We start from the raw sequence: 24,101 nt of genomic DNA on the forward strand, positions 1-24,101 counted from the left end.
CGACGAGCGTCGAGTGGGAGGACGCCGGCATGGACCGCCTCGTCGGCGGACCCGAGGCCCTGCAGTTCGTCCGCAAGCTCGCGACCATCACGCCCCCGGCCGCGGCCTTCGACGCGGCGTTCTCGCAGAGCCGCTGACCGCTCGTTCGACAGCCTTTCGCGCCGAGACTACCGATCGCACGTCGAGGCTACGGACATCCGCAATAGCCTTACCGGCGTTTCCGTAGTCTCGGTGGCGCTCGACGGGCACAGGCCGGTAAACCACAGAACAGAAAGCTTGATATGACTGACGCAACACGTCGCGCGCTCATCGTGCGCGGCGGCTGGGACGGGCACGAGCCCGTCCAGACCACGGAATCGTTCATTCCGTTCCTCGAGTCCAACGGTTTCGAGGTGCGAGTGGAGGAGTCTCCCGCGATCTACGCCGACGAGTCCTATATGGACACCGTCGACCTTCTCGTTCAGATCAACACCATGAACACCATCGAGAAGGAGGAGATGGCCGGCCTCGATCGTGCCGTGCGCAACGGGATGGGAATGGCCGGATGGCACGGCGGCATCGCCGACTCCTACCGCAACACCGCCGACTACCTCCACATGATCGGCGGCCAGTTCGCGCACCACGCCTCCAAAGCGCCCAAGGAGGAGCTGGCGGGCGAGCAGTCCGACAACTACATCCCGTACACGGTGCACATGACCGAGCTCGGCAAGGTGCACCCGATCACCGCGGGAGTCGAAGACTTCGACCTCGTTACCGAGCAGTACTGGGTGCTGAGCGATGAGCTGAACGATGTGCTGGCCACCACCACGCAGTCGGTGCGGCCTTGGGATGCCTGGCACCGCCCGGTCACGGCTCCCGCCATCTGGACGAGGCTGTGGGGCGAAGGCCGCATCTTTGTCTCCGCGCCCGGGCACAAGCTCGACGTGGTCGACGACCCGAACGTGCGCGGCATCATCGAGCGCGGCATGCTGTGGGCGGCCCGTGGATCGGGACAGCCGGCTCCGAGCGCCGCGGATGTCGAGTCCGGTGCGTTCACCGGTGCCAACGGACAGGGAACGGGGGCCGGCGATGAGTGAGCCTCAGGAGGCATCCGGTGTTCTGCGCGTCGGGGTCATCGGCGTCGGCAACATCAGCGCGCAGTACTTCACGCACATCCCGAAGCTGCCCAATCTGCAGCTCGTCGCGGTCGCCGACGTCAACGAGGAGCGTGCACGCGAGGTCGCCGCAGAGCAGGGCGTTCGCGCCCTGAGCGTCGACGAGCTGCTCGCCGATCCCGACGTCGACGCCGTGCTCAACCTGACGATTCCGCAGGCGCACGCTGCCATCGGCATCCGTGCGCTCGAGTCGGGCAAGCATGTCTACGGCGAGAAGCCGCTGGCGCTGACGCCGGAGGAGGCGGAGCCCCTGCTCGCCCTCGCGGCCGAGAAGGGGCTGCGCGTCGGGAGTGCCCCGGACACCGTTCTCGGCACCGGCATCCAGACCGCTCGGCAGGCGCTCGACGCGGGCCTCATCGGCCAGCCGATCGCGGCCGCCATCCACTGGAGCGCCCCTGGGCACGAGCTGTGGCACCCCGCCCCCGCCTTCTACTACCAGAAGGGCGGCGGCCCACTGTTCGACATGGGTCCCTATTATCTGACGAGCATCGTGACGCTGTTCGGACCGATCGCCCGGGTGTCCGGTGTCGCCACCACCTCGCAGCGGCAGCGCACGGTCGCCACCGGACCGCTCGCCGGCACGGCCATCCCGGTGGATGTCGCCACCCACGTGAGCGCGCTGCTCGAGCACGAGAACGGTCTGACGACGACGATCACGGTCAGCTTCGACGTGTGGAAGTCCCGTGCCCCGCTGTTCGAGGTGTTCGGCACCGACGGCACGATGGCGGTGCCCGACCCGAACCGGTTCGACGGCGACGTGGAGATCGCCACGGCGACGACCCGCGAATGGGAGTCCATCCCGATGTCGGCGGGCTGGGCGGACTCGGGCCGCGGATTCGGTCTCGCCGACATGGCGCGGGCCATCGAGACGGACCGGCCGCACCGCGCGAGCGGCGAACTGGCGTTCCACGTGCTCGACGTGATGGACGCCATCCTGCGCGCTGCCGCGGATCACACGGTCGTCGACATCCAGAGCACGGTCGAGCGGCCGGCGCCGGTTCCGCTCGACTCGACGCCCGCGACCTGGTAGGCACGCCGTTCCGCTCCGGACCCGCTCGCCCTCTGCAGGCGTGATCGGGTCCGGAGCGGCGTGCGTGTCGCAAAGAAGGGCGGGCTCGAGCGCTGACGCGAATCGGCTGAGTTCACCCGGATGTGACGGCAGCACTCGGCACGAATCGTTTCGATTCCCGCACCTCGTGTCGTCATCCGCCGCGCTAGGGTGGCGGGAGAAAGAGCGCTCTCACGCGCTCGTGCTCCCACTCACTCGATACCAGCGGCATCCAGCATGCACGCCGACAGGCAGGAAAGACATGACTCAAGGCAGTGACGACTTCCGCGACAGCGGTCTGCAGTTCCCCGATTCGTTCGTGTTCGGCTCGGCCACCGCGTCGTATCAGGTCGAGGGCGCCGTGCGGGAAGACGGTCGGCTTCCCTCCATCTGGGACACGTTCAGCCACACGCCCGGCAAGGTGTGGAACGGCGACAACGGGGATGTCGCGGACGATCACTACCACCGCCTCGAGGCCGACCTCGATCTCATGAAGCGTCTCGGCCTGCACGCCTATCGGTTCTCCATCGCATGGCCGCGGATCATCCCGACCGGCCGCGGCCAGGTCAACTCGGTGGGCGTCGACTTCTACTCGCGCCTGGTCGACGGGCTTCTGGAGCGAGACATCACGCCGGTGGCGACGCTGTATCACTGGGACCTTCCGCAGGTGCTGGAAGACGAGGGTGGCTGGCCGAACCGTGCGACGGCGTTCGCCTTCGCCGACTACGCGGCGGCGATCGGCGAGCGGCTCGGCGACCGCGTCGCCGTGTGGACGACGCTCAACGAGCCGTGGTGCTCCGCGTACCTCGGCTACGCCTCGGGTGCTCACGCACCGGGGCGCACCGACCCTGCGGCATCCCTGCGCGCCGTGCACCACCTCAACCTGGGCCACGGGCTCGCGCTGCAGGCCCTGCGCGCGACCGTGTCGAACGACCCGCAGTACTCGGTGACGCTCAACCTGCACGTGATCCGGCCGGAGGGGGACAGTGGTCAGGAGGCCGCGCGCCAGATCGACGCGCTGGGCAACCGGGCCTTCACGCATCCGATGCTGAAAGGCGAGTACCCGGCCGACCTGCTGGAGGACACGAAGTCGCTGACGGACTGGTCGTTCGTGCAACCGGGCGACCTGGACACGATCAACCAGAAGATCGACATCCTCGGCATCAACTACTACTCGACGAACCGGGTGCGCCTGTGGGACGGCCGTGGCGAGCGTCAGCACGCCGACGGGCACAAGGATGTCGGCGCGTCGCCGTGGCCGGGCGCGGACCGCGTCGAGTTCCTCGAGCAGCCCGGCCCCTACACCGAGATGGGCTGGAACATCGAGCCGGAAGGTCTGTACGACCTGCTCACCTCGGTCCGCGACGAGTTCCCGGAGCAGCCGCTCATGATCACGGAGAACGGCGCCGCGTTCCCGGATGTCGTCTCGCACGACGAAGGCGGACCCACCGTTCACGACGCCGACCGCATCGACTATCTGCGTCGCCACATCACGGCTGCGCACAGGGCGCTGCAGGACGGCGTGGATCTGCGCGGGTACTTCGTGTGGTCGCTGATGGACAACTTCGAGTGGGGCTTCGGCTACTCCAAGCGGTTCGGGATCGTGCGCGTCGACTACGACACGCTCGACCGGATCCCGAAGGACAGCTCGCAGTGGTACTCGGAGCTCGCAGCCACGCGGCGCATTCCGGAGTAGGGCAGCGGGCGCATCCATGCGTCCGCAATAAGTTCGGTACCCGAACGTGAATGCCACTATGCTTCCTGCGTGACCGAAGCCCTCTCGGCGTTGCCGCCGGATGCCGTGCCCGTGCGTCCTCCGCTCGGGAGCAATCTCGACGGCGTGCGGCAGCACAACCTGGGCGCGGTGCTGCGGCTGGTACACGGCAACTCGGGACGTTCCCGGTCGGAGCTCACCAGGGCCACGGGCCTCAGCAGGTCGACGATCGGTGCGCTCGTCGCGGAGCTCTCGGCGCTCGGCCTGGTCTCCGAAGAGGAGCCGCGCGAGTCCACAGGGGTCGGCCGGCCGAGCCCGATCGTCGTCGCCAACCCGCACGTCGTGGTGGTCACCGTGAACCCGGAAGTCGATTCCGTCACGGTGGGACTCGTCGGCCTCGACGGCACGGTGCATCGCAGGGTCAGGCACGCGACGTCCCAGCCGCCGACGGCGGCGGAAGCGGCGCGCATCGTGGCGAACGTGCTCGACGGCTTCAAGGCTCTCTTCGACTCCGGGCTGCGCGCGACGGGCATCGGCGCCGCCGTTCCCGGCAGCGTGCGCGAGGCCGACGGCGTCGTGCGGATGGCGCCGCACCTGGAGTGGGTGGACGAGCCGTTCGCCGCGCTCCTGGAGGAAGCAACGGGCCTGCCGGCGGTCGTGGCGAACGACGCGAGCCTGGGTGCGAACGCGGAGCACCTCTTCGGTGCAGGGCGCGACATCGAAGACCTCATCTATTTGAACGGCGGCTCAGGAGGCATCGGTGGCGGCGTGATCGCCAGGGGCATGCCGCTCGCGGGAAGCTTCGGCTACGCGGGCGAGCTCGGCCACACGCTGGTGAACTCGGCCGGCGCCCGCTGCCACTGCGGCGCGATCGGATGCCTCGAAACGGAGGTGTCGCAGGCTCGGCTTCTCGAGGCGCTCGGCATCGGCGACCCCGAGGAGCTCGACGAGGCCGCGGGTGACCTGGATGCCACGGGCCGTGCCGAGGTGGAGCGGCAGTTGCGGTTTCTCGCCATCGGCATCCGGAATGCGGTGAACGTGCTGAACCCGCGCCGGGTCGTGCTCGGCGGGTTCCTCGGCGTGCTGCTGGATGCGGCACCCGAGGTGCTCGATGCCGAGGTGCGGTCGCAGTCGCTCGCGGCATCCGCCGAGCACGTCGACATCGTGCGTGCCGAGCTCGGCGGCGGTGTGCTCATCGTCGGGGCTGCCGAGCTGGCGTTCAGCCGGCTCATCGCCGACCCCACGATGATCCAGCGCTGACCGAGCTCATACGCACGGACCGGGCGGGCGCGTCCGACGCGGTCGATTCGGCACGCTCGATCCGACGCTCTCGGCTAACGCGTCGAGCGATCGGCGTCGACGGATCCCGCAGTGACCGGACCGGCGTTTTGATCACGCACCTGCTCGGACTCCTCGTCGCATGCTGGCTCACGTCGGCGCGGTCTTAGGCTGCCGCTCATGATCATCACGCTCGCGATGTCGGCCAGCCTCGACGTGACCTACGAGGTCGACGAGCTGAACGTCGGCGACATCACGCGGCCGTTCGCCGTGACGAGGGTCGCAGGCGGCAAGGCGCTCAACGTGGCGCGGGCCGCGTGCGCACTCGGCGCGCAGGTGCGGTCAGTCGCCGCACTGGGTGGCCCGACGGGCGACTGGGTGGCGAGGATGCTCGCGGACGACGGCGTGCAGGCGACCATCGTTCCGCTCCGTCGGGTCACCCGAACGTGCGTCGCCGTCGTCGAGCGCGCGGAGTCCGCGACGAGCACCGATCTCTACGAACCGGCGACCGCGTTCGACGGCGACGAGTGGAGTGCGTACGCCGCGGCCGTCGAATCCACCGTGTCGGAGCACGACGGTCCGCAGGCGCCCTGGGTCGCGCTGAGCGGCTCCGTGCCGCCCGGCGTCCCGCTCGAGGAGCTCGGAGCTCTGCTCTCCAGGCTGACGGCGGCCGGCGCCCGGGTCGTCGTCGACGGCTCGGGAGCCGGACTGCGCGCGACGGCGCCGGCAGCAGGGCTCATCAAGGTGAACAGGCGGGAGGCGTCCGAACTGCTGGACGCACGGCTCGACTCCGCCCGTGACGCGTGCCTCGCACTGCACGCCAGGTACGGATGCGACGCAGTCGTCACCGATGGCGTCGCCGGCGCCGCCGCGCTGATCGGCGGGGTCGAGGCGGCGGTGACCGTCCCGGCGCGCCGGGGACGCTTTCCCGCGGGAAGCGGCGACGCCTTTCTCGGCGGCCTTCTGGCGGCCTTCGTCCGAGGCGAGACCGTCGCGGATGCGCTGGCCTCGGCTGCCGCGGCGGGAGAGCGCAATGCACTCGTGCCCGGACAAGGACGGCTCGCGCCGGAGGACGCCCGCAAGGCCGGCTGAGCAGCGAACGCGCGCCCGGCCGGCTCAGCAAGGAATACGCCCGGTCGGCTGAGCAAAATTCGCGCGTGGGTGGTGGCATTTCACCCAGAGGCATCCGATAGGATGGTGTCGAATCGATTCGACGCCGCTCCTCATCGAACGGCGTCGTTTCGCGCTTCGACCGCCTGCACCACCAGCTGAACCACTCGTCCCGCCGCAACGCGTGCCGGTGCACCTCGCCGACTCGCGTGCACCGCCAGCGTTTGCCACCGCAGGATCCGGGCGAGCCCGGATCCGAGACCGGGACCAGTCACGCTCCCTTTCACGCACCTCTGCCACGAAATCGATTCCACCGAACAGCCATGTCTTCTACCGCCACCAGACCCATTCCCGTCGTTCCCGACTCGTCGGCCCGCGAGAGCGCGCGACAGCATCCTGCCCATCGCCCGGATGCCACGCGGCCGTCGGCAGAGCCCGCGATCGCCAGAGAGCAGGCCGCCAGGGAGCAGGGCGCCAGGGAGCAGGGCGTCGCCACTTCGCACCTGGCAGGACACGCCCACGCCGAGCACCACGACAGCGCGCGGGCGTCCGCCGACGGAGCCCGGGAGTTCGCTGCGACGCAGACGTCGGGCGTGCCCGTCATCGGGATCACGGCGGGCATGCCGACCGGCGGCATCCCCACGATCGAGGCCGCCTCGCGCGGCAGGGGACGCAGGAGCCCGGTGGCGGCACCATCGTCGGTGGTGCATCCGGGCGACGCGCTGCCGACCCGCAAGCGGCTCTCCTACATCCTGATCCTGGGCGCGCTCACCGCGCTCGGGCCCTTCACGATGGACACGTACCTGCCGTCGATGCCGAAGCTGGAGACCGACTTCCACGTCTCGACGGCCGTCATCCAGCTCACGCTGACCGCGACGACGATCGGGTTCGGACTCGGGCAGCTCATCGTCGGCCCGTGGAGCGACAAGGTCGGAAGGCGCATGCCGCTGATCCTCGCGACGGCCGTGCACATCCTGGCATCCGTCGGGGTCGCACTGGCGCCGAACGTCGAGCTGCTCAGCCTGTTCCGCCTGCTGCAGGGACTGGGCGCCGCTGCCAGCGGCGTCGTCGCCATGGCCATGGTGCGCGACCTGTTCAGCGGGCACCGCCTGGTGACCATGCTGTCGCGGCTGGCCCTGGTGAACGGCCTGGCGCCCGTCATCGCGCCCGTGCTCGGCTCCCAGCTGCTGCTGATCATGCCGTGGCGCGGCATCTTCTGGGTGATCGCCGGATACAGCGCCGTCATGCTCACGTGTCTGGTGCTCTGGATCGTCGAGACCCGGCCGCCGGAGGCCAGGCAGGCCGCCGGTCACACGAGCGTGGGACAGCGTTTCAAGTCGGTGCTCGGCGACCGCATCTACGTGGGCATCGTGATCGTCAGCGCCATGAACTTCTCCGGCCTGTTCGCATACCTCTCGTCGAGTTCGTTCGTCTTCCAGATGGTCTACTCGTTCGACGCTCAGCAGTACGGCGCCCTGTTCGCGGCCAACTCGGTCGGCATCATCATCGGCGTGCAGACCGCGGCGCGGCTCGCCAAGCTGGTGGGCCCGCAGTGGGTGCTCGCGGTCTCGACCGCGACGATGACCGTCTCGGCGGCGCTCATCGCGATCCTCGGCAGCACCGGCGCCGGCGGCATCTGGGGCGTCATCATCCCGCTCTGGTTCTTCATCGCCTCGTGCGGGTTCGGCTTCCCGTGCGTGCAGGTGCTGGCCCTCAACGGCCACGGCGCGGAGGCGGGCACGGCGGCGTCGCTGCAGGGCGCATCCAACTTCGCGATCGCCGGGGTCATCTCCCCGCTCGTCGGGCTGCTCGGCGTGGCCAGCGCCGCGCCCATGGGTATCGTGATGCTCGCGTGCTCGCTGGTCTCGGTGTGCTCGCTCTGGTTCGTGGTCAGGCCCCGAACCGTGCCCGCCCTGGCACACTAGTCGCGGTTACCGCGCCGTCCGTCGTACACATGGACGGGCCGCCGGGCAGTCAGACCGGATGCGACAACCGGGACTCCACATGCAGGGACGCGACAACAGAAGGGAAATCGTGGCAGACATCCGCCCGTACCGCGCGAGCGATCGCGACGACATCTACGAGATCTGCCTGAAGACCGGCAGGTCGGGTCAGGATGCCACCGGCTGGCTCGACGACGACGACCTGTTGCCCGACATCTACGCCCTGCCGTACGTGGATCTCGCGCCCGAGACCGCGTTCGTCGTCGACGTGGACGGTCGCGCGCGCGGCTACATCCTCGGGGTCGCCGACACGGCAGCATTCGTCGAGCGCCTCAGGTCGGACTGGTTGCCCGGCTTCCTGGAGAAGTACCCGCCGAACGACGCCGACACTCCGACGGCACGCTTCGCACGCGACGCGAGCCGGCCGGAGCGGATGCTGATCCCCGAGCTGACAGAGTTCCCCGCCCACCTGCACATCGACCTGCTTCCCGAGCTGCAGGGGCAGGGATTCGGCAGAGGGCTCGTGCGCACGCTCCTTTCGTCGCTTCGCGAGCGGAGCGTTCCCGGTGTGTGGCTCGAATACGGTGCGGACAACGTCAGCGCCGGCGCGTTCTATCGTCGACTCGGCTTCACGCCGCTTGCGTCCGGTGCGGGAACGAGGGTGGGTCTGCACACCGACGCGGTCGTCTGAGCGGGCTGCCTGCCTGCCGACCACGCCGATGGATCGGCGATGCGCGACGGGCGCGGCGGGGTGGCCCTTCGCCGGTGGCAGCCAGCCGAGCGGAACCGATCAGAACCAGGCGAACAGCGGGATGCGCTCGAACCAGTACAGCCATCCGGGCTGCGTCGAACGCATCTCGGACAGCGTCACGGAGTCCGCCGGACTGACCAGCGGGCGGTCGAGCACGTCGGCGAGCTCCTCCATGTCGACGCGCGACCAGTACTGACCACGGAGCCGGATGCGAGGCACGCCGGACAGGTCGAGCACGAAGAGGTTCGGTTGCGTGTCGAGAGCGTTGTCGCGGTACAGCTCGACAAGGCAGAGCGACCCGATCTCGTCGTCGGCGATCGAGGACACCCGCCCGAGGAAGCCGCGTTCCCAGATGCCCTGCGGCGAAACCAGCACGCGCGTTCGCCGGAACTGCAGCACGGCGAGCACGGCGATGACAGCCACGAGAACGTGCACGGCCAGCACGATGGGCCAGGTGCCCGCGCCGATCGTGAGCCAGTATGCGACGGCGAAGAGCGGCGTCGTGAGGGCGAGGGCGGCGATCAGGCCGCTGGACAGCAGGTGCCGATGAGGACGCAGCACGTGGGTCTCCGTCGTCATCACCTGCTCGGAAAGCACAGAAGCTCCTCCGCCTCATCAGGGGACTTGCATCAGTAGTGGAAGCCGCCCTCCGGCGGCGATCGGCACGGCGCCGTGGCCGCAGACGAGGGGACGCAAGGCGGTCACCGACCGCGGGCTCGTCACCCGTGAGGGAAACACTAGCGAGAATCCCTCACGGATAGAACCCCCATTCCGCCCCCGTCGCCCGACATCGACTCCGCCGGAAGCCGGTAAGTTGGACGACGAGGCACGGGTGCCCCGCAAGGGGCGGAGTGGGAGTGTTCCGGATGAATGTGATCGCGCTGATCGTCTCAGGCGTGCTGTTCCTCGGCGGGATGGCCCTGATGGGCTACGCGCCCGAGCTCACGGCGTGGCAGGGCCTGACGTTCTTCGGCGGCATCGTCGCCATGGCGCTCTCGTTCGCCATCCCGATGCACGTGCTGACGAAGCTCGACTGACCGCCGGAGTTCTCGATCGTCGACGCCCACGTCGACGTCCTACATGCGGTTCCGCGGACCGCCGCCCCCGGTCCGACCGCTGGAGGCTGGCGTCGTCACCCGCCTTCAGGCAACCGCTGAACGCCCGAACGACTGGAAGCGGACGAGGGCTGTCGAAAACGGTGTACGTCGTTCGACGTGTGGATGACGGCGTGCGGGAGCCATGAAGGGGCTCCGGCCGGAGACGAAGAGAACGGAATCGATCACATGTCGAAATTCTTGATCGCGATCAGCGGTGACGAGAAGCGGTGGAACGCGATGGGCCCGGAGGACTGGGCGGCCATCGATGCCGGGCACCGCCGCTTCCGCGAGGAGGCGAGGGATGCCATCCTCGCCGATGGGCAGCTGGAGGGTCGCAGCACGTGGACCACGGTGCGTGCCGGGGGCTCAGGCGAACCGACGGCCGTGGACGGCCCGTTCGCCGAGACCAAGGAGATGCTCGGCGGCTTCTACCTCGTCGACGTGCCTGAGAAGTCGGATGCCGTGGCTCTCGCGAGCCTGCTGGCAGAAGCACGCGCCGACCACAGCGCTGTCGAGGTCATGCCGCTCGTCGTGCACTGACCGAGGCCGGCTCCTGCAGGCCGCTCATGGATCACAGCTCGGAGAGCGGCACTGCAGGATCGGCGAGTCTCGCCGGGTCGACCCGTCGTCCCTCGGCGATGAGCGGCGTGACCTGGTCGACTACATCTCACACGTTCACGTTCATCGAGGCGAGGATGCGGTCGGCGGCGTCGAGCCAGAAGGCCACGAACTCCCGACCGGCGAGATCGCCGCGCACGAGCACGCGGTCGTACGTGCCGTTGGGCGCGAACCCGACATACTCCATGCCGAGGTCGTACTGATCGCTGTAGAAATAGGGAAGCGCGGTGTATGGCGTCCCGTCGCCGAGGAGTGACGCGGCAGCGGCGGCGGGCTGGTTGAGAGCGTTCGCCCAGTGCTCCGCACGAACGCGCCGCCCCAACACGGGATGATCGTGGTTGGCGATGTCGCCGACGGCGTAGATGTCGGGATCGCTGGTTCGCAGGGTGGCGTCGACGAGCACTCCGTTCCCGAGCTCGAGTCCCGCGGATTCCGCCAGTGCGACGTCGGGCGCCACGCCGACGCCGACCACCACAGCGTCTGCGCCGATCGTCTCGCCCCCGTCGAGACGTACGCCCGTAGCGGCGCCGGCATCGGTGGTGATCTCGGCCAATCGGGCCCCGAGCCGCAGATCGACGCCGTGTGCCCGATGCAGCTCGACGAACACGGCCGCGGCCTGAGGCCCGAGAACGTTGAGCAGCGGTAGGTCGAGCGCTTCGATGACAGTGACCTCGGTGCCCGCGTCTCGGGCTGCGGCAGCGACCTCGAGGCCGATCCAGCCCCCGCCGATGATGACCAAACGATGCTGGGCACCGAAGACGTCACGGATGGCCTCGGAGTCCTCGATCGTGCGCAGCATCTGCACGCCCTGCGCATCGGCGCCGGGAACACGCAGACTGCGCGGGATCGACCCGGTGGCCAGCACGAGCTTGTCGTACTCGAGCGCGGGCGCCGACTGCAGCCTCACTCTGTGACCCACCGCGTCGACATCCGTCGCCCTGGTCGCCAGGAGCAGGTCCACCTCATGTTCGGCGTACCAGGCGGCCGGATGGACGACGGCGTCGGCGAAGGCCGCGGTGCCCGCCAGGTAGCCCTTGGACAGAGGCGGGCGCTCATATGGCAGGTGGTTCTCAGCCGCCACGATCGTCAGCTGCCCGTCGTAGCCGAGAGACCTGAGGCCTTCTGCTGTCTTCGCTCCTGCGAGACCGCCGCCGACGATGACGACGCGTTCCGGTGTGCTCACGAGGTCCTCCTGCTGATGCGATGGTGATGTGGAGCTCCGCGTCGCCACGGAGCAGGTTCGACGGTCAGGATGCGATGCCGCACAACGAGAGGAACTCCTGCCTGGAGCGGGCGTCGTCGCGCAGGCCGCCGAGCAGCGCTGACGTGGTCGTGGACGTGCCGGCTGCTCGCGCGCCCCTCAATGTCATGCACGTGTGCTCCGCCGAGATGACCACTCCGACGGCCTTCGGGCTCAGGTGCTCATCCAGCCATTCGGCGACCTGTTTGGTCAGTCGCTCCTGCGTCTGCGGGCGGCGCGCGAAGTACTCGACGACTCGCGCCAGCTTGGAGAGCCCGACGATGCGCTCTCCGGGGAGGTAGGCGACGCAGGCGCGTCCCGTGAACGGCAGCAGGTGGTGCTCGCACAGCGACTGCACGGGAATGTCGCGCACCAGCACGAGCTCGTCGTAGCCCTCGTCGTTGGGGAACGTCGTGAGGTCGAACGGGCGGGGCGTGATCATCTCTGCCCAGGCGCGTGCCATGCGGCCGGGCGTGGCCCTCAGGTGTTCGCCGTCGAGCGAGACGCCGAGGGCGAGCAGGAACTCCTCCGCTGCGCGCTCGGCCCGTGCGAGGTCGGGGGTGTCGGCGGGAACCACGCGCAGGGGCGCGACGTTGCCGCCGGCGGAGTGCCCGGCCGAGGCGACCCGGTGGTGTGATGCACGAGCCTCCGCGGGCATCCCTTGCGCCATCTCCTCGCTCGTCGCCACCGCCGGTTCTACTGTCGTCATCGTCGCCTCGCGTCTAAAAATGAATTCGTCAGTTTTAGATTCATCGTCGCAGAGGGTTTTGTCAAGATCGATTGTCAATAGAATGGAGTGGTGGACGACCGACCCTCCGACGACCGAATCGCGGAACTGAGCGCGCTCGCCGACCCGGTGCGCAACGCGCTCTACGAGTACGTGGCGGGTCAGGGCGCGCCGGTGGGCAGAGATGCGGCGGCGCGGGCCGTCGGCGTGAGCCGCACGCTGGCCGCCTACCACCTGGACCGGCTCGCCGATGCCGGATTACTCGAGGTCAGCTTCGCGCGGCAGAACGACCGCACCGGACCAGGCGCGGGGCGTCCGGCGAAGCGCTACGCGCGATCGGACCGCGAGATCGCGGTGTCCGTCCCGCCGCGCAGCTACGCGTTGCTGGCGCGCCTGCTCGCGAGTGCCGCCGCCGCCGATCCGACGGGAGAGGTGCGCGCGGCGCTGAACCGTGCGGCACACGACGAAGGCGTGTCTGTGGGGCAGGAGGGCGCAGAGTTCGTCGGATGCCTGCGGGCGAGCGGCTACGAACCGGCCGTCGTGGGCGAGGGCGACCTCGTCATGCGCAACTGCCCGTTCCACCAGGTCGCTCAGCACCAGACCGCGCTCGTGTGCGGCATGAACCACTCGCTGATCCGCGGCATCCTCAGCGGATCGGGCGAGGATCCCGAGCGCGCCGAGCTGGCACCCGACAACGGCAGGTGCTGTGTCGTGGTGCATCCGGACAGCTGAGGTTCGAGTGCATGCCGTTCGACCGAGCAGTCACGACGCTCGTGCGGTAGGCGCCGAGCGGTCAGCAGTCAGACGGGAAGCGTGAGCGAGGTGACACCGGTCATCGTCAGCCGCATGTCGTCGCCGGCGTCCACGACGGTCAGCAGCACGCCGTCGCATCGCCTGCACTTGGCGACGAAGCGCACGCCGTCCGCGTAGACCACGGCCTGGGCGACGGCGGCGACGTCGCCGCAGTACACACACCGGGCGCGTGCGGACGTGACGTCGCCCGCCATCACCTGCGACAACGGGCCCGCGAGCACATTGCCGTCGAGCTTCTGCATCATGAACCTCCGAATCGCTCGGCCCGAACGTCGTCGACCTCGTGGCCGAGCTCCCTCAGCCACGACAGCACCTGCTCGACGAACGGGGTCGCCCCGCAGACGTACACGCGTGGATTCCGCTCGGGCGGCAGCACGAGCTCGCCGAGGAGGTCTCGCGTGAGACGTCCCGCCGGGCGCGGGAACCCCTCGGGCGTGCGCCTGGAGAACACGAAGTCCACGCGCACCGCGCCCGGGCCGTCGTCGTCCGACTCCCGTGCGAGCTCCTCCCTGAAGAAGACGTCGTCGGGGCCGCGAACGGCGTAGAGCAGGCGGAACGGCGTGGCATCCGCGCTGGCCCGGTGCGCGCGCACCATCGCAGCGAGCGGCACAACGCCCGACCCGCCGGCGATGAGTTGCACGGGCCGCTCGGATGCCTGCCCCGGCCTCCACACGAACCAGCCGCCGAGCGGGCCGCGCACCTCGAGAGCGTCGCCCGTCATGAGGTCGTCCACGAGGAACGGTGATACCTCGCCGGTCGGCACGCGGTCCACCGCGAGCTCGATCGAACGCGCGTCCCCCGACGAGGCGATCGAGTACGAACGGCTCGCCTGGTAGCCGTCCTCGGCCGTCAGCCGGATGTCGACGTGCTGGCCCGCCTCGTTGCCCGGCCAGTCCGGGATGTCGAGCACGATCCTGCGGGCGTTCGGCGTCTCCTGCCTGGTGTCGGACACCGTCGCGACGTGCCAGGAAGCGTGCGGGATCACGAATAGCGCTCTTCGGTCCAGGGATCACCGTGCAGGTTGTAGCCGCGTTCCTCCCAGAACCCCGGCTCGTCCTGCGGGATCATCTCCAGTCCGCTGACCCACTTCGCGCTCTTCCAGAAGTACAGATGGGGCACCACAAGCCGCGCGGGTCCGCCGTGCTCGGCCTCGAGCGGTTCGCCGTCGGCCTCGAACGCGATCCAGGCCTGGCCGTCGAGCAGCTCGTCGAGCGGGACGTTGGTGGTGTATCCGCCGTAGCTGTGCGCCATCACGTAGTCGTACGACGTCTCAACATGCTCGAAGACGCGGTCGAGGGGCACGCCCCGCCAGGACATCCCGAGCCTGGACCAGTGCGTGACGCAGTGGATGTCGACGGTGAAGTCCTCGAGTCCGAGCGCGCGGAAGGAGTCCCAGTCCCAGCGAACGACGTTGCCGTCTTCTGTGGTGACCGTGAATTCCCAGATCTCCGGATCGATCTGAGGCGTCGCCCCGGCGGTGAGCACGGGCCAGTCCTCCACCTGCGTCTGACCGGGTGGAAGCCGGGTGTCACGCTGGTGGCCCCTTGCGCCGAATCCCCGTGTGATGAGCGCCATATTCGTCCAGCCTTCCGATCGATTCAGCGGCATCCTTGTCGCACGTTCTCTCAGTATCCCCGTTCAGTATCTCTGCCCAGTATCTCCACCCACACGTCGTGACGGAACAGTCGCGGAGCGAATGACGCGCCCTCAGGCCAGGGGGAGCATGCCGACGCGGTCGCCAGGGCGGACTTCCGTCACGCCTTCCGCCACGACCGCCAGCGCCTCGGCCGCGGCGAGGCTCGCCACGAGGTGCGAGCCGGATCCGCCTGCCGCAGACGGCCGCACCACGGGTGCGCCGCCGTCGTGCTCGACGCTGACCGGAATGTACTGCCGCCTCCCTGCCGGCGACGACCAGCCGGCACCGGCCGTGGCCTCCAGCACCTCACGCCGCGTCACGCTGCGTCGGAGCATCGCGGCCAGCGCCGGCCTGACGAACAGCTCGAACGACACGAGAGAGCTCACCGGGTTGCCGGGCAGACAGTACGCGGGGATGCCGGATGCCAGTCGGCCGAAACCCTGCGGCTTGCCCGGCTGCATGGCCAGGCGCGCGAACGTGACGGACCCGTGGTCGGTGAGCGCGGCCTTGACAACGTCGAAGGCGCCGGCGCTCACCCCGCCGGACAGCACCACGGCGTCGACCTGGTCGGGGGAGAGGGCGTCGAGCAACGCGAGCAGGCGAGCCGGGTCGTCGGACACCAGTGCGCGATCCACCACGACGCCGCCGGCATCCTGCACGAGCGCGGTGAGCAGCGCCGTGTTGGAGTCGGGGATCATGCCGCGGGAAGGCGGCGTTCCCGGGGCGACGAGCTCGCTTCCGGTGGAGACGACGACCACACGGGGACGCCGCGACACCCGCACGGCGTCCCAGCCGGCGGCGGCGATGGAGGCGAGGGCGGCGGGGGTGAGCACCCGACCGGCGTGCAGCACGGTCGTGCCGCTCTCGGCATCCTCGCCCGTTCGACGGATGAAGCGGCCAGGCACCGGCTCCGCGAGCACGTGCACACTCGCCACCTGGTCGGTCGGCTCGACCCAGCGGCCCGCGTCGTGGTGCTCGACGGTGTCTTCGACCGGGACCACGGCATCCGCCTGCGACGGCACGGGCGCACCGGTCATGACGCGCACCGCCGCACCCGCTGGCAACACGGGATCGGCACCTGAGCCGGCCGGCGCATCGGCCACGACGACGAGCTGCACCGGATGCTCCGGCGTCGCACCGCGCACATCCGAGTGCCGCACCGCGTACCCATCCATCGACGAGTTGTCGAAGAGCGGAACGGGATGCCTGGTACGGACGTCGACCGCCACGGTGCGTGCCTGGGCATCCGCGAGCGGCACGGTCTCATCGCCCGTTCGTCCGACCGAGGCGAGCACGCGCTCCTGCCACTGCTCGACGGTGAGCGGCTCGGCGGTGAGCGACTCGGCAGGTGGGAGGTTCGACGTATCCTCCGACGGATCGCCGGCGTGCTCGGACGGGACCATGAGCCAACGCTAGCGGCGACCACCCGCGCCCGCGCGGCACCTGCCAGGAGTCCAGGCGCGACCCTGCGACGTCACTGCTCGTAGGATCGTCACACGGCGGACGACCGGGAGGCACATGCTCCAGCAGGATTCACCGGCGGGCGGCGAGCAGGCCGCGCGACGGCTCAGCAGCGAGGCGAGCGAACGGTACAGCAGGCAGCTCGTGCTGCCCGGTTTCGGTGCGGCTGCCCAGCTGTCGCTCGCCGACGCGCGCGTGCTCGTGATCGGCGGAGGCGGCCTGGGGAGCGCCATCGTGCCGGCGCTCGCCGCGACCGGCGTGGGGACGATCGGGGTGGTGGACGCCGACAGCGTCGAGCTGTCCAACCTGCACCGCCAGACCTCGCACGGACTGGCCGACATCGGCCGGCTGAAGGTGGACTCGCTGGCCGACACCGTCGCCGCGATCGATCCTGCGATCCGATTCCGCAGGCATCCCGAGACGTTCTGCGCCGACAACGCGGAGGAGCTGCTGCGCGAGTACGACCTGCTGATCGACGGCAGCGACAACTTCGCCACCCGCTACCTGGCCAGCGATGCCGCTGTGCTCGCATCCATGCCGCTCGTCTGGGGAGCGGTGCTGCGCTACGACGGCCAGATCGGCGTCTCCTGGCCGGCCGGGCCCACTTACCGCGACCTGTTCCCGATGCCTCCGGACGCCGCTGACGTGCTCGATTGCTCCATCGGCGGCGTGCTCCCCTCGGTCTGCGCCGTGATCGGAGGACTCGTGGTGGCCGAGACCGTGAAGCTCATCACGGGCATCGGCGAGCCGTTGATCGGCAGGATGCTCTCCTACGACGCGCGATCGGCCCGCGTTCGAGAGGTGGAGTTCCGGGCGAGCCCGGATGCGCCGCCGGTCGCGAGTCTCACCGACCACACCGGTCGGGGATCCGGCCCCCAGCGCCGCGAGCCTTCCGCAGACACGGATGACGTGGCGACCGTCACCGCGCAGGCCCTGCTCGCCGAACTGGGCGGAGCGAACCCGCCCGTGCTCGTGGATGTGCGCACTCCGGAGGAGCGCGAGCAGCGGCCCCTCACGGAGGCGGCGGACACGCTCGAGGTGCCGATGACCGAGCTCGAAGCCGGATCGGAGCGGCTGCGCGGGCATGCAGCGGCGCTGGCCGGCCGGCTGGCCGAAGGCGCCGACGTGGTGATCGTGTGCAGCGCGGGCGTGCGTTCGGCACGCGCCGTGCTCGCGCTCGCCACAGCGGGAGTGACGGGAGTGCGCTCGCTGCAGGGCGGAACGCTCGCGCTCGACGCGGCTTCGGCATCGGCTCGCCGAGGGCGGAGTTCGTCTTCCTCCGGGATGGTGAGGGCATGAGCGCCGCAGCGGGCGAAGGGCTCGTCGCGCTGGCGTCGGTCAGCGACGAACGCCTCGATGAGGCGGCGGTGCGGGATGCCGTCGGCGCCGCATCGGACGGAGCCGTCGTCGTGTTCCTCGGCGTGGTGCGCGACCACGACGGCGGAAGGCCGGTGACGGCCCTCGAGTACTCCGCGCATCCCGACGCCGAGCGGTTCCTGCGTGAGTGCTGCGAGCGTGTCGCGGCGTCGACCGGCTTGCGCGTGGCCGCCGCCCATCGCGTCGGCCCGCTGAAGGTGGGCGATGTCGCGCTGATCGCTGCCGTCGCATCCGCGCATCGGCGGGAGGCCTTCCTCGCGTGCGCGACGCTCGTCGACGAGATCAAGGCAGGAGTGCCGATCTGGAAGCGACAGCGCTTCTCCGACGGCGACTCCGAGTGGGTCGGCCTCGATCACGGCAGCGCAGGGCCCGCCTCGGTCAGCCTCCGATGAACGACATCTCCACGCGAGGACGCGGGCGCTCCATCGTCTGGGCTCCGCGCAGCTCCGAGTAGCGGTCGTCCCGCGTTCTCCACGTTCCGAACAGCGCGTCGGCGACGGCCTCGTCTCCGTCGTCGACGGCGGGGCGCAGGTCGATGCCGTCGGAGGCGAACAGGCACGTGAACAGGCGGCCGTCGGCCGAGACCCTCGCACGCGTGCACGAGCCGCAGAACGGCTCCGTCACGCTGGAGATGACCCCGATCTCGCCGGAGCCGTCGACGTACTCCCAGCGGGAGGCGGTGGCGGATCCCCGTTGCCCGACGGGCTTGAGCGGATGCCGCCGCCCGATCCGTTCGACGACCTCGGCAGAGGGCACCATGTCGTCGAGCCGCCAGCCGTTGGTCGCGCCGACATCCATGTACTCGATGAACCGCACCGCGACACCCGTTCCACGGAAGCGCTCGGCGATCGCCTCGAGCTCTTCGTCGTTGAAGCCGCGCCGCACGACCGTGTTGATCTTGACAGGGAAGCCCACCGCTCTGGCCGCGTCGATGCCGTCCAGCACGCGAGACAGCGGCAGCTTCGTGTCGCTGATGCGTGCGAACGTCTCCGGATCGAGGCTGTCGAGCGACACCGTCACGCGACTCAGTCCGGCATCCTTGAGCGGCGCCGCAAGGCGACTGAGGCCAGTGGCGTTCGTGGTGAGCGCGATGTCGATCGGTGCGCCGTCCGGCTGGCGCAGAGCGGCGAGACGTTCGACGAGACTGACGACGCCCGGTCGCAGCAGCGGTTCGCCGCCGGTCAGGCGCAGCTTTCGCACACCGCCGGCCACAGCGACGCGTGCGATGCGTTCGATCTGATCGAACGTGAGGAGCCGGTCCTTGGGGAGGAACACGTGGTCGGTGCCGAACACCTCGCGAGGCATGCAGTACACGCAGCGCAGGTTGCAGCGGTCGGTCAGCGAGATGCGCAGATCGCGCAGCTCACGGCCGTACCGGTCGCCGATCCGTTCCGCACCCACCACATCACCGTAACCGCCCGCGCCCGACGTCGTGCACCGTCGCGGATGTCTCGTCGGCGCCGCAGACGGGTTCACCGGCCGCATAGACGCTCACCGCCTCCGGCGGCACGACGAGGCGCACGCGATCGCCGCGCCGCAGCCGCAGGGAAGCGAACTCGGCGGGCGGAACGTCGGCGAGCAGCCCGTCGCGGAACCGCACGCGGATGCCCGCTGTTCCGAGCTCCCATCCCTCGACCATGGCCGCGAGGTGCGTCACTCTTGCCGACGGGGCCGATCCGACCACGCCCGTGTGCTCGAGCCGCACCGCCGCCGGTGGAAAGGCCGCGAAGGCGCGGTCGCCGGGGCGGAGGACGCCGATCTCGTGCCCTCGCAGAACCCGGCCATCATCCGTGTGCACGACGCCGTCGCCTGCCGCCGCCCCGGCCAGCAGGTTCATGCCGGCCAGCGCGGCGACGAACGGCGACCGCGGCATGCCCAGCACGCTCGCCAGGTCGCCGCCGTCGACCACCCGCCCTGCGTCGAGCACGACGCAGGAGTGCCCGAGGGAGAGAGCGTCGACGACGTCGTGCGTCACGACGACGGCGGTCGTGCCGGTTCTCTCGAGCGTCTCGGCCGTGAGCATCCGCATGTCCGCGGCCGTCGAAACGTCGAGTGCGGAGAACGGCTCGTCGAGCAGCAGCACGTCCGGCCGCGCCGCCAGCGCCCGGGCCAGGGCGACGCGTTGCTGCTGCCCGCCGGAGAGCCGTGCAGCGCGCCGGTCCTCCAGTCCGCGCAGGCCGACGGCATCCAGCAGGCGCACCGCCTCCTCTCGCGCGCCGATGCGGGATGCCCCGGCCGCGCGCGGCGCGAACGCCACGTTCTCCTGCGCCGAGAGGTGCGGGAACAGCGACGGCGCCTGGCTGAGCAGACCCACCCTGCGTCGCTCGGGCGGAACGTGGATGCGTTCGGCCGCGTCGGAGAGCACACGGTCGCCGACCCGCACCTCGCCGCGTTCCGGTCGCAGCCGTCCGACGAGCACATCGAGCAGCGTGGACTTGCCTGCGCCGTTCGGGCCCAGCACGGCGAGCGTGCGCGCGGACGCCGCGTGCAGGTCGACGGCCAGCGTGAAGGCGCCGCGGCGGGCGGCGACGTTCGCCGTCAGGCCGGTCACAGCGCGACATCCTCTCGCCAGCTGCGCATCGCGAGCAGCACGAGGATGGCGACAGCCACCAGCAGGAGGGAGAGCGCGATAGCGGTGCTCTGGCCGATGCCGCCGCCGTTGAACGCCGTGTAGATGGCGAGCGGCATGGTGCGGGTGACGCCCTCCTGGTTGCCTGCGAAGAGCGCGGTCGCGCCGAACTCGCCCAGTGCCCTGGCGAAGCACAGCACGATGCCCGCAACGAGGCTCGGTGCCACGAGCGGCAGGGTGACCCGGCGGAACGTCGTCCACCTCGAGGCACCGAGCGTCGCCGCGACCTGCTCGTAGCGCACTCCCGCCGTGCGGAATGCGCCCTCCACCGCGATCACGAGGAAGGGCAGCGCCACGAACGACTGCGCGATCACCACGGCACCCGTCGTGAACGGGATGCGGATGCCGACGGCGTCGAGCGAGGCGCCGACGAGCCCGGTGCGTCCGAGCAGGAACAGCAGGGCGATGCCGCCGACCAGCGGTGGCAGCACGAGCGGGAGCGTGACGGCGGCGCGCAGCACCCCGGCCAGCCGCGACCCTGCTCGCGCGATGAGAAGGGCGAGCGGAACGCCGAGCACCACGCAGACGCCCGTCGCGGCCGCTGCGGTGACCAGCGAGAGCGTCAGAGCCGACAGGGCCTCAGACGAGGCGATGGCTGCTGGCACGGATGCCCAGTCCAGCCGCACGATCAACGCGACGAGCGGCAGCACGACGAGCGCGAGCCCGAGCACCGCCGGTGCGATGAGCCAGCGGGGCGCGCTCACGGTGCGCCGAAGCCGTACGAGCGAAGCACCTTCCGCCCTGCTGGGGAGAGCACATAGTCCACGAACGCCTTCGCGACGGCGCGGTCCGGAGCGTTCTTGACCACGGTGATCGGATACGAGTTGATCGCCTTGCCGGCATCCGGGATGCTGACGCCTGCCACGCTGCCCTTGGCCGCCTTCACGTCGGTCACGTAGACCAGCCCCGCGTCGGCGGCGCCCGAGGCCACCTTGGTGATGACCGCCGTCACGTTCTGCTCCTCGCTCACGGGCGTGAGCTTCACGCCGTCGGCGGAGAGGAGTGTGTGCGCGGCGGCGCCGCACGGCACGGCAGGTGCGCACGTCACCGTCTGGACTCCAGGCGCGGCGAGCTGCTCGAGCGTCGTGATCTTCTTCGGGTTGCCGGGTTGCACGGCGATCTCGAGCCGGTTGGTCGCGAAGGTGACAGGAGTCGAGGTGGTGAGCCCAGCCGTGCGCACGGTGTCCATGGTCTGCTGATCGGCCGAGGCGAAGACATCGGCCGGCGCGCCCTGCACGATCTGGGTCGCAAGGATCTGGGAGCCGTCGTAGTCGATCGGCTTGACCGTCACACCAGGATGCGCCGCGGCGAATCGGGCAGCAAGGTCGTTGAACGACGCGGTGAGGGATGCCGCCGCGTAGACGGTGAGGTCGCCGTGCAGCGCTTGCGCGGATGCCGGAGCGGAGCCCGCGGAGGAGCGCGATGCTGCCGGCGTGCTCGCCGCGCATCCCGACACCGCCAGCACGGCGGTCAGCACCGCGGCCAGCCCGAAGGCCGGCCCGGCGACGAGGATGCCCGCTCGCCGTGCCGGGGACGGCATCCGCCGGTCGGCCTGCCGGGTCATGCCGACTCTCCTTGAGTGCCGCGGTGCTGCGCGTCGCCGGCCGGGGACTCGACGATGACCATCGTGGCCTTGACGACGGCCACCGCGCGCGAACCCACCTCGAGGCCCAGATCGCGCACCGCCTCGGCCGTCATCAGCGACACCACGCGCGAGGTGCCGCACTGCAGCTCGACCTGTGCCATGACGGTGTCGCTGACCACCTTCGTCACGATGCCGGGGAAGTGGTTGCGGGCACTGCGCAGCACCCCGGTGGTGTCGGTAGGCGTCTTCGCGATCTCCACAGCCTGCCTCGCGAGATCCGCTCCGTCGACGACCTGCCGGCCCGCCTCGTCGACCGCGCCCCGCATGGCGCCTTCGCGGATCCAGCGGCGAACCGTGTCATCGCTCACGGCGAGCAGCTCGGCCGCCTCGGCGATGCGATAGTGCGTCATGAGAACGAGATTACAGCCGCATCTGCGGCTTGATTTCCGTTCTGATTACGAATCTGAGACGGTCCAGTCTCGTCGCCCGTGGTCTGCCGAACCTCTGATCACCGCGACGGCGTGGTCCAGCACGTCGCCCAGCACGGCCAGGCCGTCGCGCACTCCGCCGGAGGATCCGGGCAGATTGACGATGAGGGTCGTGCCCGCCACACCCGCGATACCCCTGGAGAGCAGAGCGAGCGGTGTGCTCGCGGCTCCGCGCCTCCGTAACTCCTCGGCGATGCCGGGCAGCTCGCGGTCGAGAACGGCGCGCGTGGCCTCCGGCGTGGCGTCATCGGGGGAGAGGCCGGTGCCGCCCGTGGTGATGACCACAGCGGCATCCTCGGCGATGGCCTTGCGGAGCGCCGCCGTGACCGGCGGGCCGTCAGCGACGACCACCGGGGCCTCCACCGTCCAGCCGTGCTCGGCGAGCCAGCGGGCGATCACGGGACCCGTCGCATCCGCGGCCGAGCCGGATGCCGCGCTCGTGGAGGCGACCACGACGACGGCCCGACGTGCGGCTCCGGACATCCGGTGGCCGTGCTCGGACATCAGCCGGCCGTGCTCGGACATCAGCCGGCGCTCCCAGCGTCCGGTCGCCGCCAGTCACCGCTTCGTCCGCCGTGCTTCTCGACGACGCGGATGCCCTCGATGGTGGCCTCGCGGTCGACGGCCTTGATCATGTCGTACAGGGTCAGGGCGGCGACGCTCGCCGCGGTGAGCGCCTCCATCTCCACGCCCGTCTGCCCTGTCGTCGCGGTCGACGCCGAGATCAGAACGCGGTCATCGGCGGCGGAGAGCTCGACCTCCACGCTGGAGAGCGGAAGCGGATGGCAGAGCGGGATCAGCGACGACGTCTGCTTGGCGGCCATGATGCCTGCGATTCTGGCCGTCCCGACCGCTTCCCCCTTGGGCAGCGAACCGTCGAAGACGGCGGCCACGACGTCGGCCCGCGTGACCAGGGTCGCCTCGGCCGTCGCTCTGCGCGCCGTGACCGCCTTGCCTCCGACGTCGACCATGTGGGCGGAGCCGTCTGCGCGCACATGCGTGAGCGACATGCGGTCATCCGAGGGAATCGTCATGTCCCCATCCTGCCCTGCCCGCTTGCCGACGTCGCAGGCGCCGCGCCTTCTGCGGCGGCGGCTCAGCCTCCTGCGAACGGCGGAAGCACGTCGATCCGCTCGCGCACCGGGCGGGCATCGTCGCGCGTGGCGACGCCGTCGACGAGGAACGAACCGGATGCCAGCACGCGCGACATCGCGTCCCCGTAGCGTTCCAGCAGAACGGCGCGCACCGCTCCGACCGTCGCATCTTCGACGGTCAGCGTCTCCTCGTCCCTGCCTGCGGCCTCGGACGCCGCCGCGAAGTAGCGCACGAGAACGCTTCCGCCTGCCGATGTCATGAGTTCATTGTGTCGCGGAATCCCGTCCCGCATCTGCGCACCTGCTGGTGAGCGACCCGGATGCACCCCATGGCCTAC

At 70.1% G+C, this 24,101-nt stretch carries 26 protein-coding genes and 2 pseudogenes; 13 read left to right on the forward strand and 15 right to left on the reverse strand.

Annotation, left to right across the window (positions count from 1 at the left end):
* The 8 genes and pseudogenes from VHB92_RS06400 to VHB92_RS06435 all read left to right on the forward strand — a co-directional run.
* A pseudogene (locus VHB92_RS06400) lies at positions 1 to 137 on the forward strand (sugar phosphate isomerase/epimerase); the annotation flags it as partial.
* 144 nt (positions 138 to 281) lie between these two features.
* A complete protein-coding gene (locus VHB92_RS06405) occupies positions 282 to 1,076 on the forward strand; it encodes a ThuA domain-containing protein (protein ID WP_325452569.1) in 795 nt (264 codons plus the stop codon).
* Positions 1,069 to 2,184 (forward strand): Gfo/Idh/MocA family oxidoreductase, encoded by a 1,116-nt coding sequence (locus tag VHB92_RS06410; RefSeq protein WP_325452571.1) that lies wholly within the window; start codon positions 1,069 to 1,071, stop codon positions 2,182 to 2,184. The genes VHB92_RS06405 and VHB92_RS06410 overlap by 8 nt, the downstream gene beginning before the upstream one ends.
* A gap of 280 nt (positions 2,185 to 2,464) precedes the next feature.
* Positions 2,465 to 3,898, forward strand: a complete 1,434-nt coding sequence (locus VHB92_RS06415; RefSeq protein WP_325452573.1) for a GH1 family beta-glucosidase — start codon at positions 2,465 to 2,467, stop codon at positions 3,896 to 3,898.
* A 69-nt stretch (positions 3,899 to 3,967) separates the two neighbouring features.
* Positions 3,968 to 5,176 carry an ROK family transcriptional regulator gene (locus tag VHB92_RS06420; RefSeq protein ID WP_325452575.1) on the forward strand — a complete coding sequence of 403 codons (1,209 nt, stop codon included), beginning with the start codon at positions 3,968 to 3,970 and terminating at the stop codon, positions 5,174 to 5,176.
* A gap of 198 nt (positions 5,177 to 5,374) precedes the next feature.
* Positions 5,375 to 6,286, forward strand: coding sequence for a 1-phosphofructokinase family hexose kinase (locus VHB92_RS06425; RefSeq protein WP_325452577.1), 912 nt, complete (start codon positions 5,375 to 5,377; stop codon positions 6,284 to 6,286).
* Between the two features lie 638 nt (positions 6,287 to 6,924).
* The gene (locus tag VHB92_RS06430; protein WP_325452663.1) at positions 6,925 to 8,229 is read left to right on the forward strand and encodes a multidrug effflux MFS transporter; all 1,305 of its coding nucleotides are present in this window, start codon (positions 6,925 to 6,927) and stop codon (positions 8,227 to 8,229) included.
* A 109-nt stretch (positions 8,230 to 8,338) separates the two neighbouring features.
* On the forward strand, positions 8,339 to 8,938 hold the full coding sequence (locus VHB92_RS06435; protein WP_325452579.1) for a GNAT family N-acetyltransferase: 600 nt from the start codon (positions 8,339 to 8,341) through the stop codon (positions 8,936 to 8,938).
* Between the two features lie 99 nt (positions 8,939 to 9,037).
* Here VHB92_RS06435 and VHB92_RS06440 read toward each other — a convergent pair whose 3' ends face one another.
* Positions 9,038 to 9,595: a hypothetical protein gene (locus VHB92_RS06440; RefSeq protein WP_325452581.1), complete on the reverse strand. Its 558-nt coding sequence runs from the start codon at positions 9,593 to 9,595 to the stop codon at positions 9,038 to 9,040.
* A 269-nt stretch (positions 9,596 to 9,864) separates the two neighbouring features.
* Here VHB92_RS06440 and VHB92_RS06445 point away from each other — a divergent pair, with 269 nt between their 5' ends.
* Together VHB92_RS06445 and VHB92_RS06450 are read left to right on the forward strand one after the other, a co-directional pair.
* Entirely contained in the window at positions 9,865 to 10,035 is a 171-nt protein-coding gene (locus tag VHB92_RS06445; RefSeq protein ID WP_325452583.1) for a hypothetical protein, read from the forward strand.
* Positions 10,036 to 10,281: 246 nt separating this feature from the next.
* Positions 10,282 to 10,635 (forward strand): YciI family protein, encoded by a 354-nt coding sequence (locus VHB92_RS06450; protein WP_325452585.1) that lies wholly within the window; start codon positions 10,282 to 10,284, stop codon positions 10,633 to 10,635.
* Positions 10,636 to 10,762: 127 nt separating this feature from the next.
* Here the strand turns inward: VHB92_RS06450 and VHB92_RS06455 are convergent, their stop codons facing one another.
* Positions 10,763 to 11,896, reverse strand: coding sequence for an NAD(P)/FAD-dependent oxidoreductase (locus VHB92_RS06455; RefSeq protein WP_325452587.1), 1,134 nt, complete (start codon positions 11,894 to 11,896; stop codon positions 10,763 to 10,765).
* 64 nt (positions 11,897 to 11,960) lie between these two features.
* Complete coding sequence (gene folE, locus VHB92_RS06460; RefSeq protein WP_325452589.1) at positions 11,961 to 12,662, reverse strand: GTP cyclohydrolase I FolE; 702 nt, start codon at positions 12,660 to 12,662, stop codon at positions 11,961 to 11,963.
* A gap of 90 nt (positions 12,663 to 12,752) precedes the next feature.
* On the opposite strand from folE, the gene VHB92_RS06465 reads away from it, so the two are divergent.
* Positions 12,753 to 13,412, forward strand: a complete 660-nt coding sequence (locus VHB92_RS06465) for a helix-turn-helix transcriptional regulator (protein WP_325452590.1) — start codon at positions 12,753 to 12,755, stop codon at positions 13,410 to 13,412.
* A gap of 68 nt (positions 13,413 to 13,480) precedes the next feature.
* On the opposite strand, the gene VHB92_RS06470 is transcribed toward VHB92_RS06465, so the two are convergent.
* From VHB92_RS06470 to glp, 4 genes are all read right to left on the reverse strand, one after another.
* Positions 13,481 to 13,738 carry a DUF6510 family protein gene (locus VHB92_RS06470; RefSeq protein ID WP_325452592.1) on the reverse strand — a complete coding sequence of 86 codons (258 nt, stop codon included), beginning with the start codon at positions 13,736 to 13,738 and terminating at the stop codon, positions 13,481 to 13,483.
* A complete protein-coding gene (locus tag VHB92_RS06475; protein WP_325452594.1) occupies positions 13,735 to 14,478 on the reverse strand; it encodes a ferredoxin reductase in 744 nt (247 codons plus the stop codon). The genes VHB92_RS06470 and VHB92_RS06475 overlap by 4 nt, the downstream gene beginning before the upstream one ends.
* The gene (locus tag VHB92_RS06480; RefSeq protein ID WP_325452597.1) at positions 14,475 to 15,068 is read right to left on the reverse strand and encodes a molybdopterin-dependent oxidoreductase; all 594 of its coding nucleotides are present in this window, start codon (positions 15,066 to 15,068) and stop codon (positions 14,475 to 14,477) included. Before VHB92_RS06480 ends, VHB92_RS06475 begins: the two co-directional genes overlap by 4 nt.
* A gap of 132 nt (positions 15,069 to 15,200) precedes the next feature.
* Complete coding sequence (gene glp / locus VHB92_RS06485) at positions 15,201 to 16,532, reverse strand: gephyrin-like molybdotransferase Glp (RefSeq protein ID WP_325452599.1); 1,332 nt, start codon at positions 16,530 to 16,532, stop codon at positions 15,201 to 15,203.
* 115 nt (positions 16,533 to 16,647) lie between these two features.
* Here glp and VHB92_RS06490 point away from each other — a divergent pair, with 115 nt between their 5' ends.
* Positions 16,648 to 17,889, forward strand: a complete 1,242-nt coding sequence (locus VHB92_RS06490) for a ThiF family adenylyltransferase (RefSeq protein WP_325452601.1) — start codon at positions 16,648 to 16,650, stop codon at positions 17,887 to 17,889.
* On the forward strand, positions 17,886 to 18,359 hold the full coding sequence (locus VHB92_RS06495) for a molybdenum cofactor biosynthesis protein MoaE (RefSeq protein ID WP_325452603.1): 474 nt from the start codon (positions 17,886 to 17,888) through the stop codon (positions 18,357 to 18,359). Before VHB92_RS06490 ends, VHB92_RS06495 begins: the two co-directional genes overlap by 4 nt.
* On the opposite strand, the gene moaA is transcribed toward VHB92_RS06495, so the two are convergent.
* The 8 genes and pseudogenes from moaA to VHB92_RS06535 form a co-directional block, all read right to left on the reverse strand.
* Positions 18,346 to 19,368, reverse strand: a complete 1,023-nt coding sequence (gene moaA, locus VHB92_RS06500) for a GTP 3',8-cyclase MoaA (RefSeq protein WP_325452604.1) — start codon at positions 19,366 to 19,368, stop codon at positions 18,346 to 18,348. The genes VHB92_RS06495 and moaA overlap by 14 nt on opposite strands.
* Before the next feature lie 4 nt (positions 19,369 to 19,372).
* Positions 19,373 to 20,485, reverse strand: a pseudogene (locus tag VHB92_RS06505) (sulfate/molybdate ABC transporter ATP-binding protein); the annotation flags it as partial.
* Between the two features lie 29 nt (positions 20,486 to 20,514).
* Positions 20,515 to 21,300 carry an ABC transporter permease gene (locus tag VHB92_RS06510; protein ID WP_325452607.1) on the reverse strand — a complete coding sequence of 262 codons (786 nt, stop codon included), beginning with the start codon at positions 21,298 to 21,300 and terminating at the stop codon, positions 20,515 to 20,517.
* Positions 21,297 to 22,160: a molybdate ABC transporter substrate-binding protein gene (modA, locus tag VHB92_RS06515; RefSeq protein ID WP_325452609.1), complete on the reverse strand. Its 864-nt coding sequence runs from the start codon at positions 22,158 to 22,160 to the stop codon at positions 21,297 to 21,299. Before modA ends, VHB92_RS06510 begins: the two co-directional genes overlap by 4 nt.
* Entirely contained in the window at positions 22,157 to 22,591 is a 435-nt protein-coding gene (locus VHB92_RS06520; RefSeq protein WP_325452611.1) for a TOBE domain-containing protein, read from the reverse strand. Before VHB92_RS06520 ends, modA begins: the two co-directional genes overlap by 4 nt.
* 45 nt (positions 22,592 to 22,636) lie before the next feature.
* Entirely contained in the window at positions 22,637 to 23,194 is a 558-nt protein-coding gene (locus VHB92_RS06525) for a MogA/MoaB family molybdenum cofactor biosynthesis protein (protein ID WP_325452613.1), read from the reverse strand.
* Positions 23,194 to 23,703, reverse strand: a complete 510-nt coding sequence (moaC, locus tag VHB92_RS06530; protein ID WP_325452615.1) for a cyclic pyranopterin monophosphate synthase MoaC — start codon at positions 23,701 to 23,703, stop codon at positions 23,194 to 23,196. The genes VHB92_RS06525 and moaC overlap by 1 nt, the downstream gene beginning before the upstream one ends.
* A 62-nt stretch (positions 23,704 to 23,765) precedes the next feature.
* Positions 23,766 to 24,023 (reverse strand): MoaD/ThiS family protein, encoded by a 258-nt coding sequence (locus VHB92_RS06535; protein WP_325452617.1) that lies wholly within the window; start codon positions 24,021 to 24,023, stop codon positions 23,766 to 23,768.
* Positions 24,024 to 24,101: the final 78 nt, after the last annotated feature.

Source organism: Humibacter sp. (assembly GCF_035547335.1).
Lineage (GTDB): Bacteria > Actinomycetota > Actinomycetes > Actinomycetales > Microbacteriaceae > Humibacter.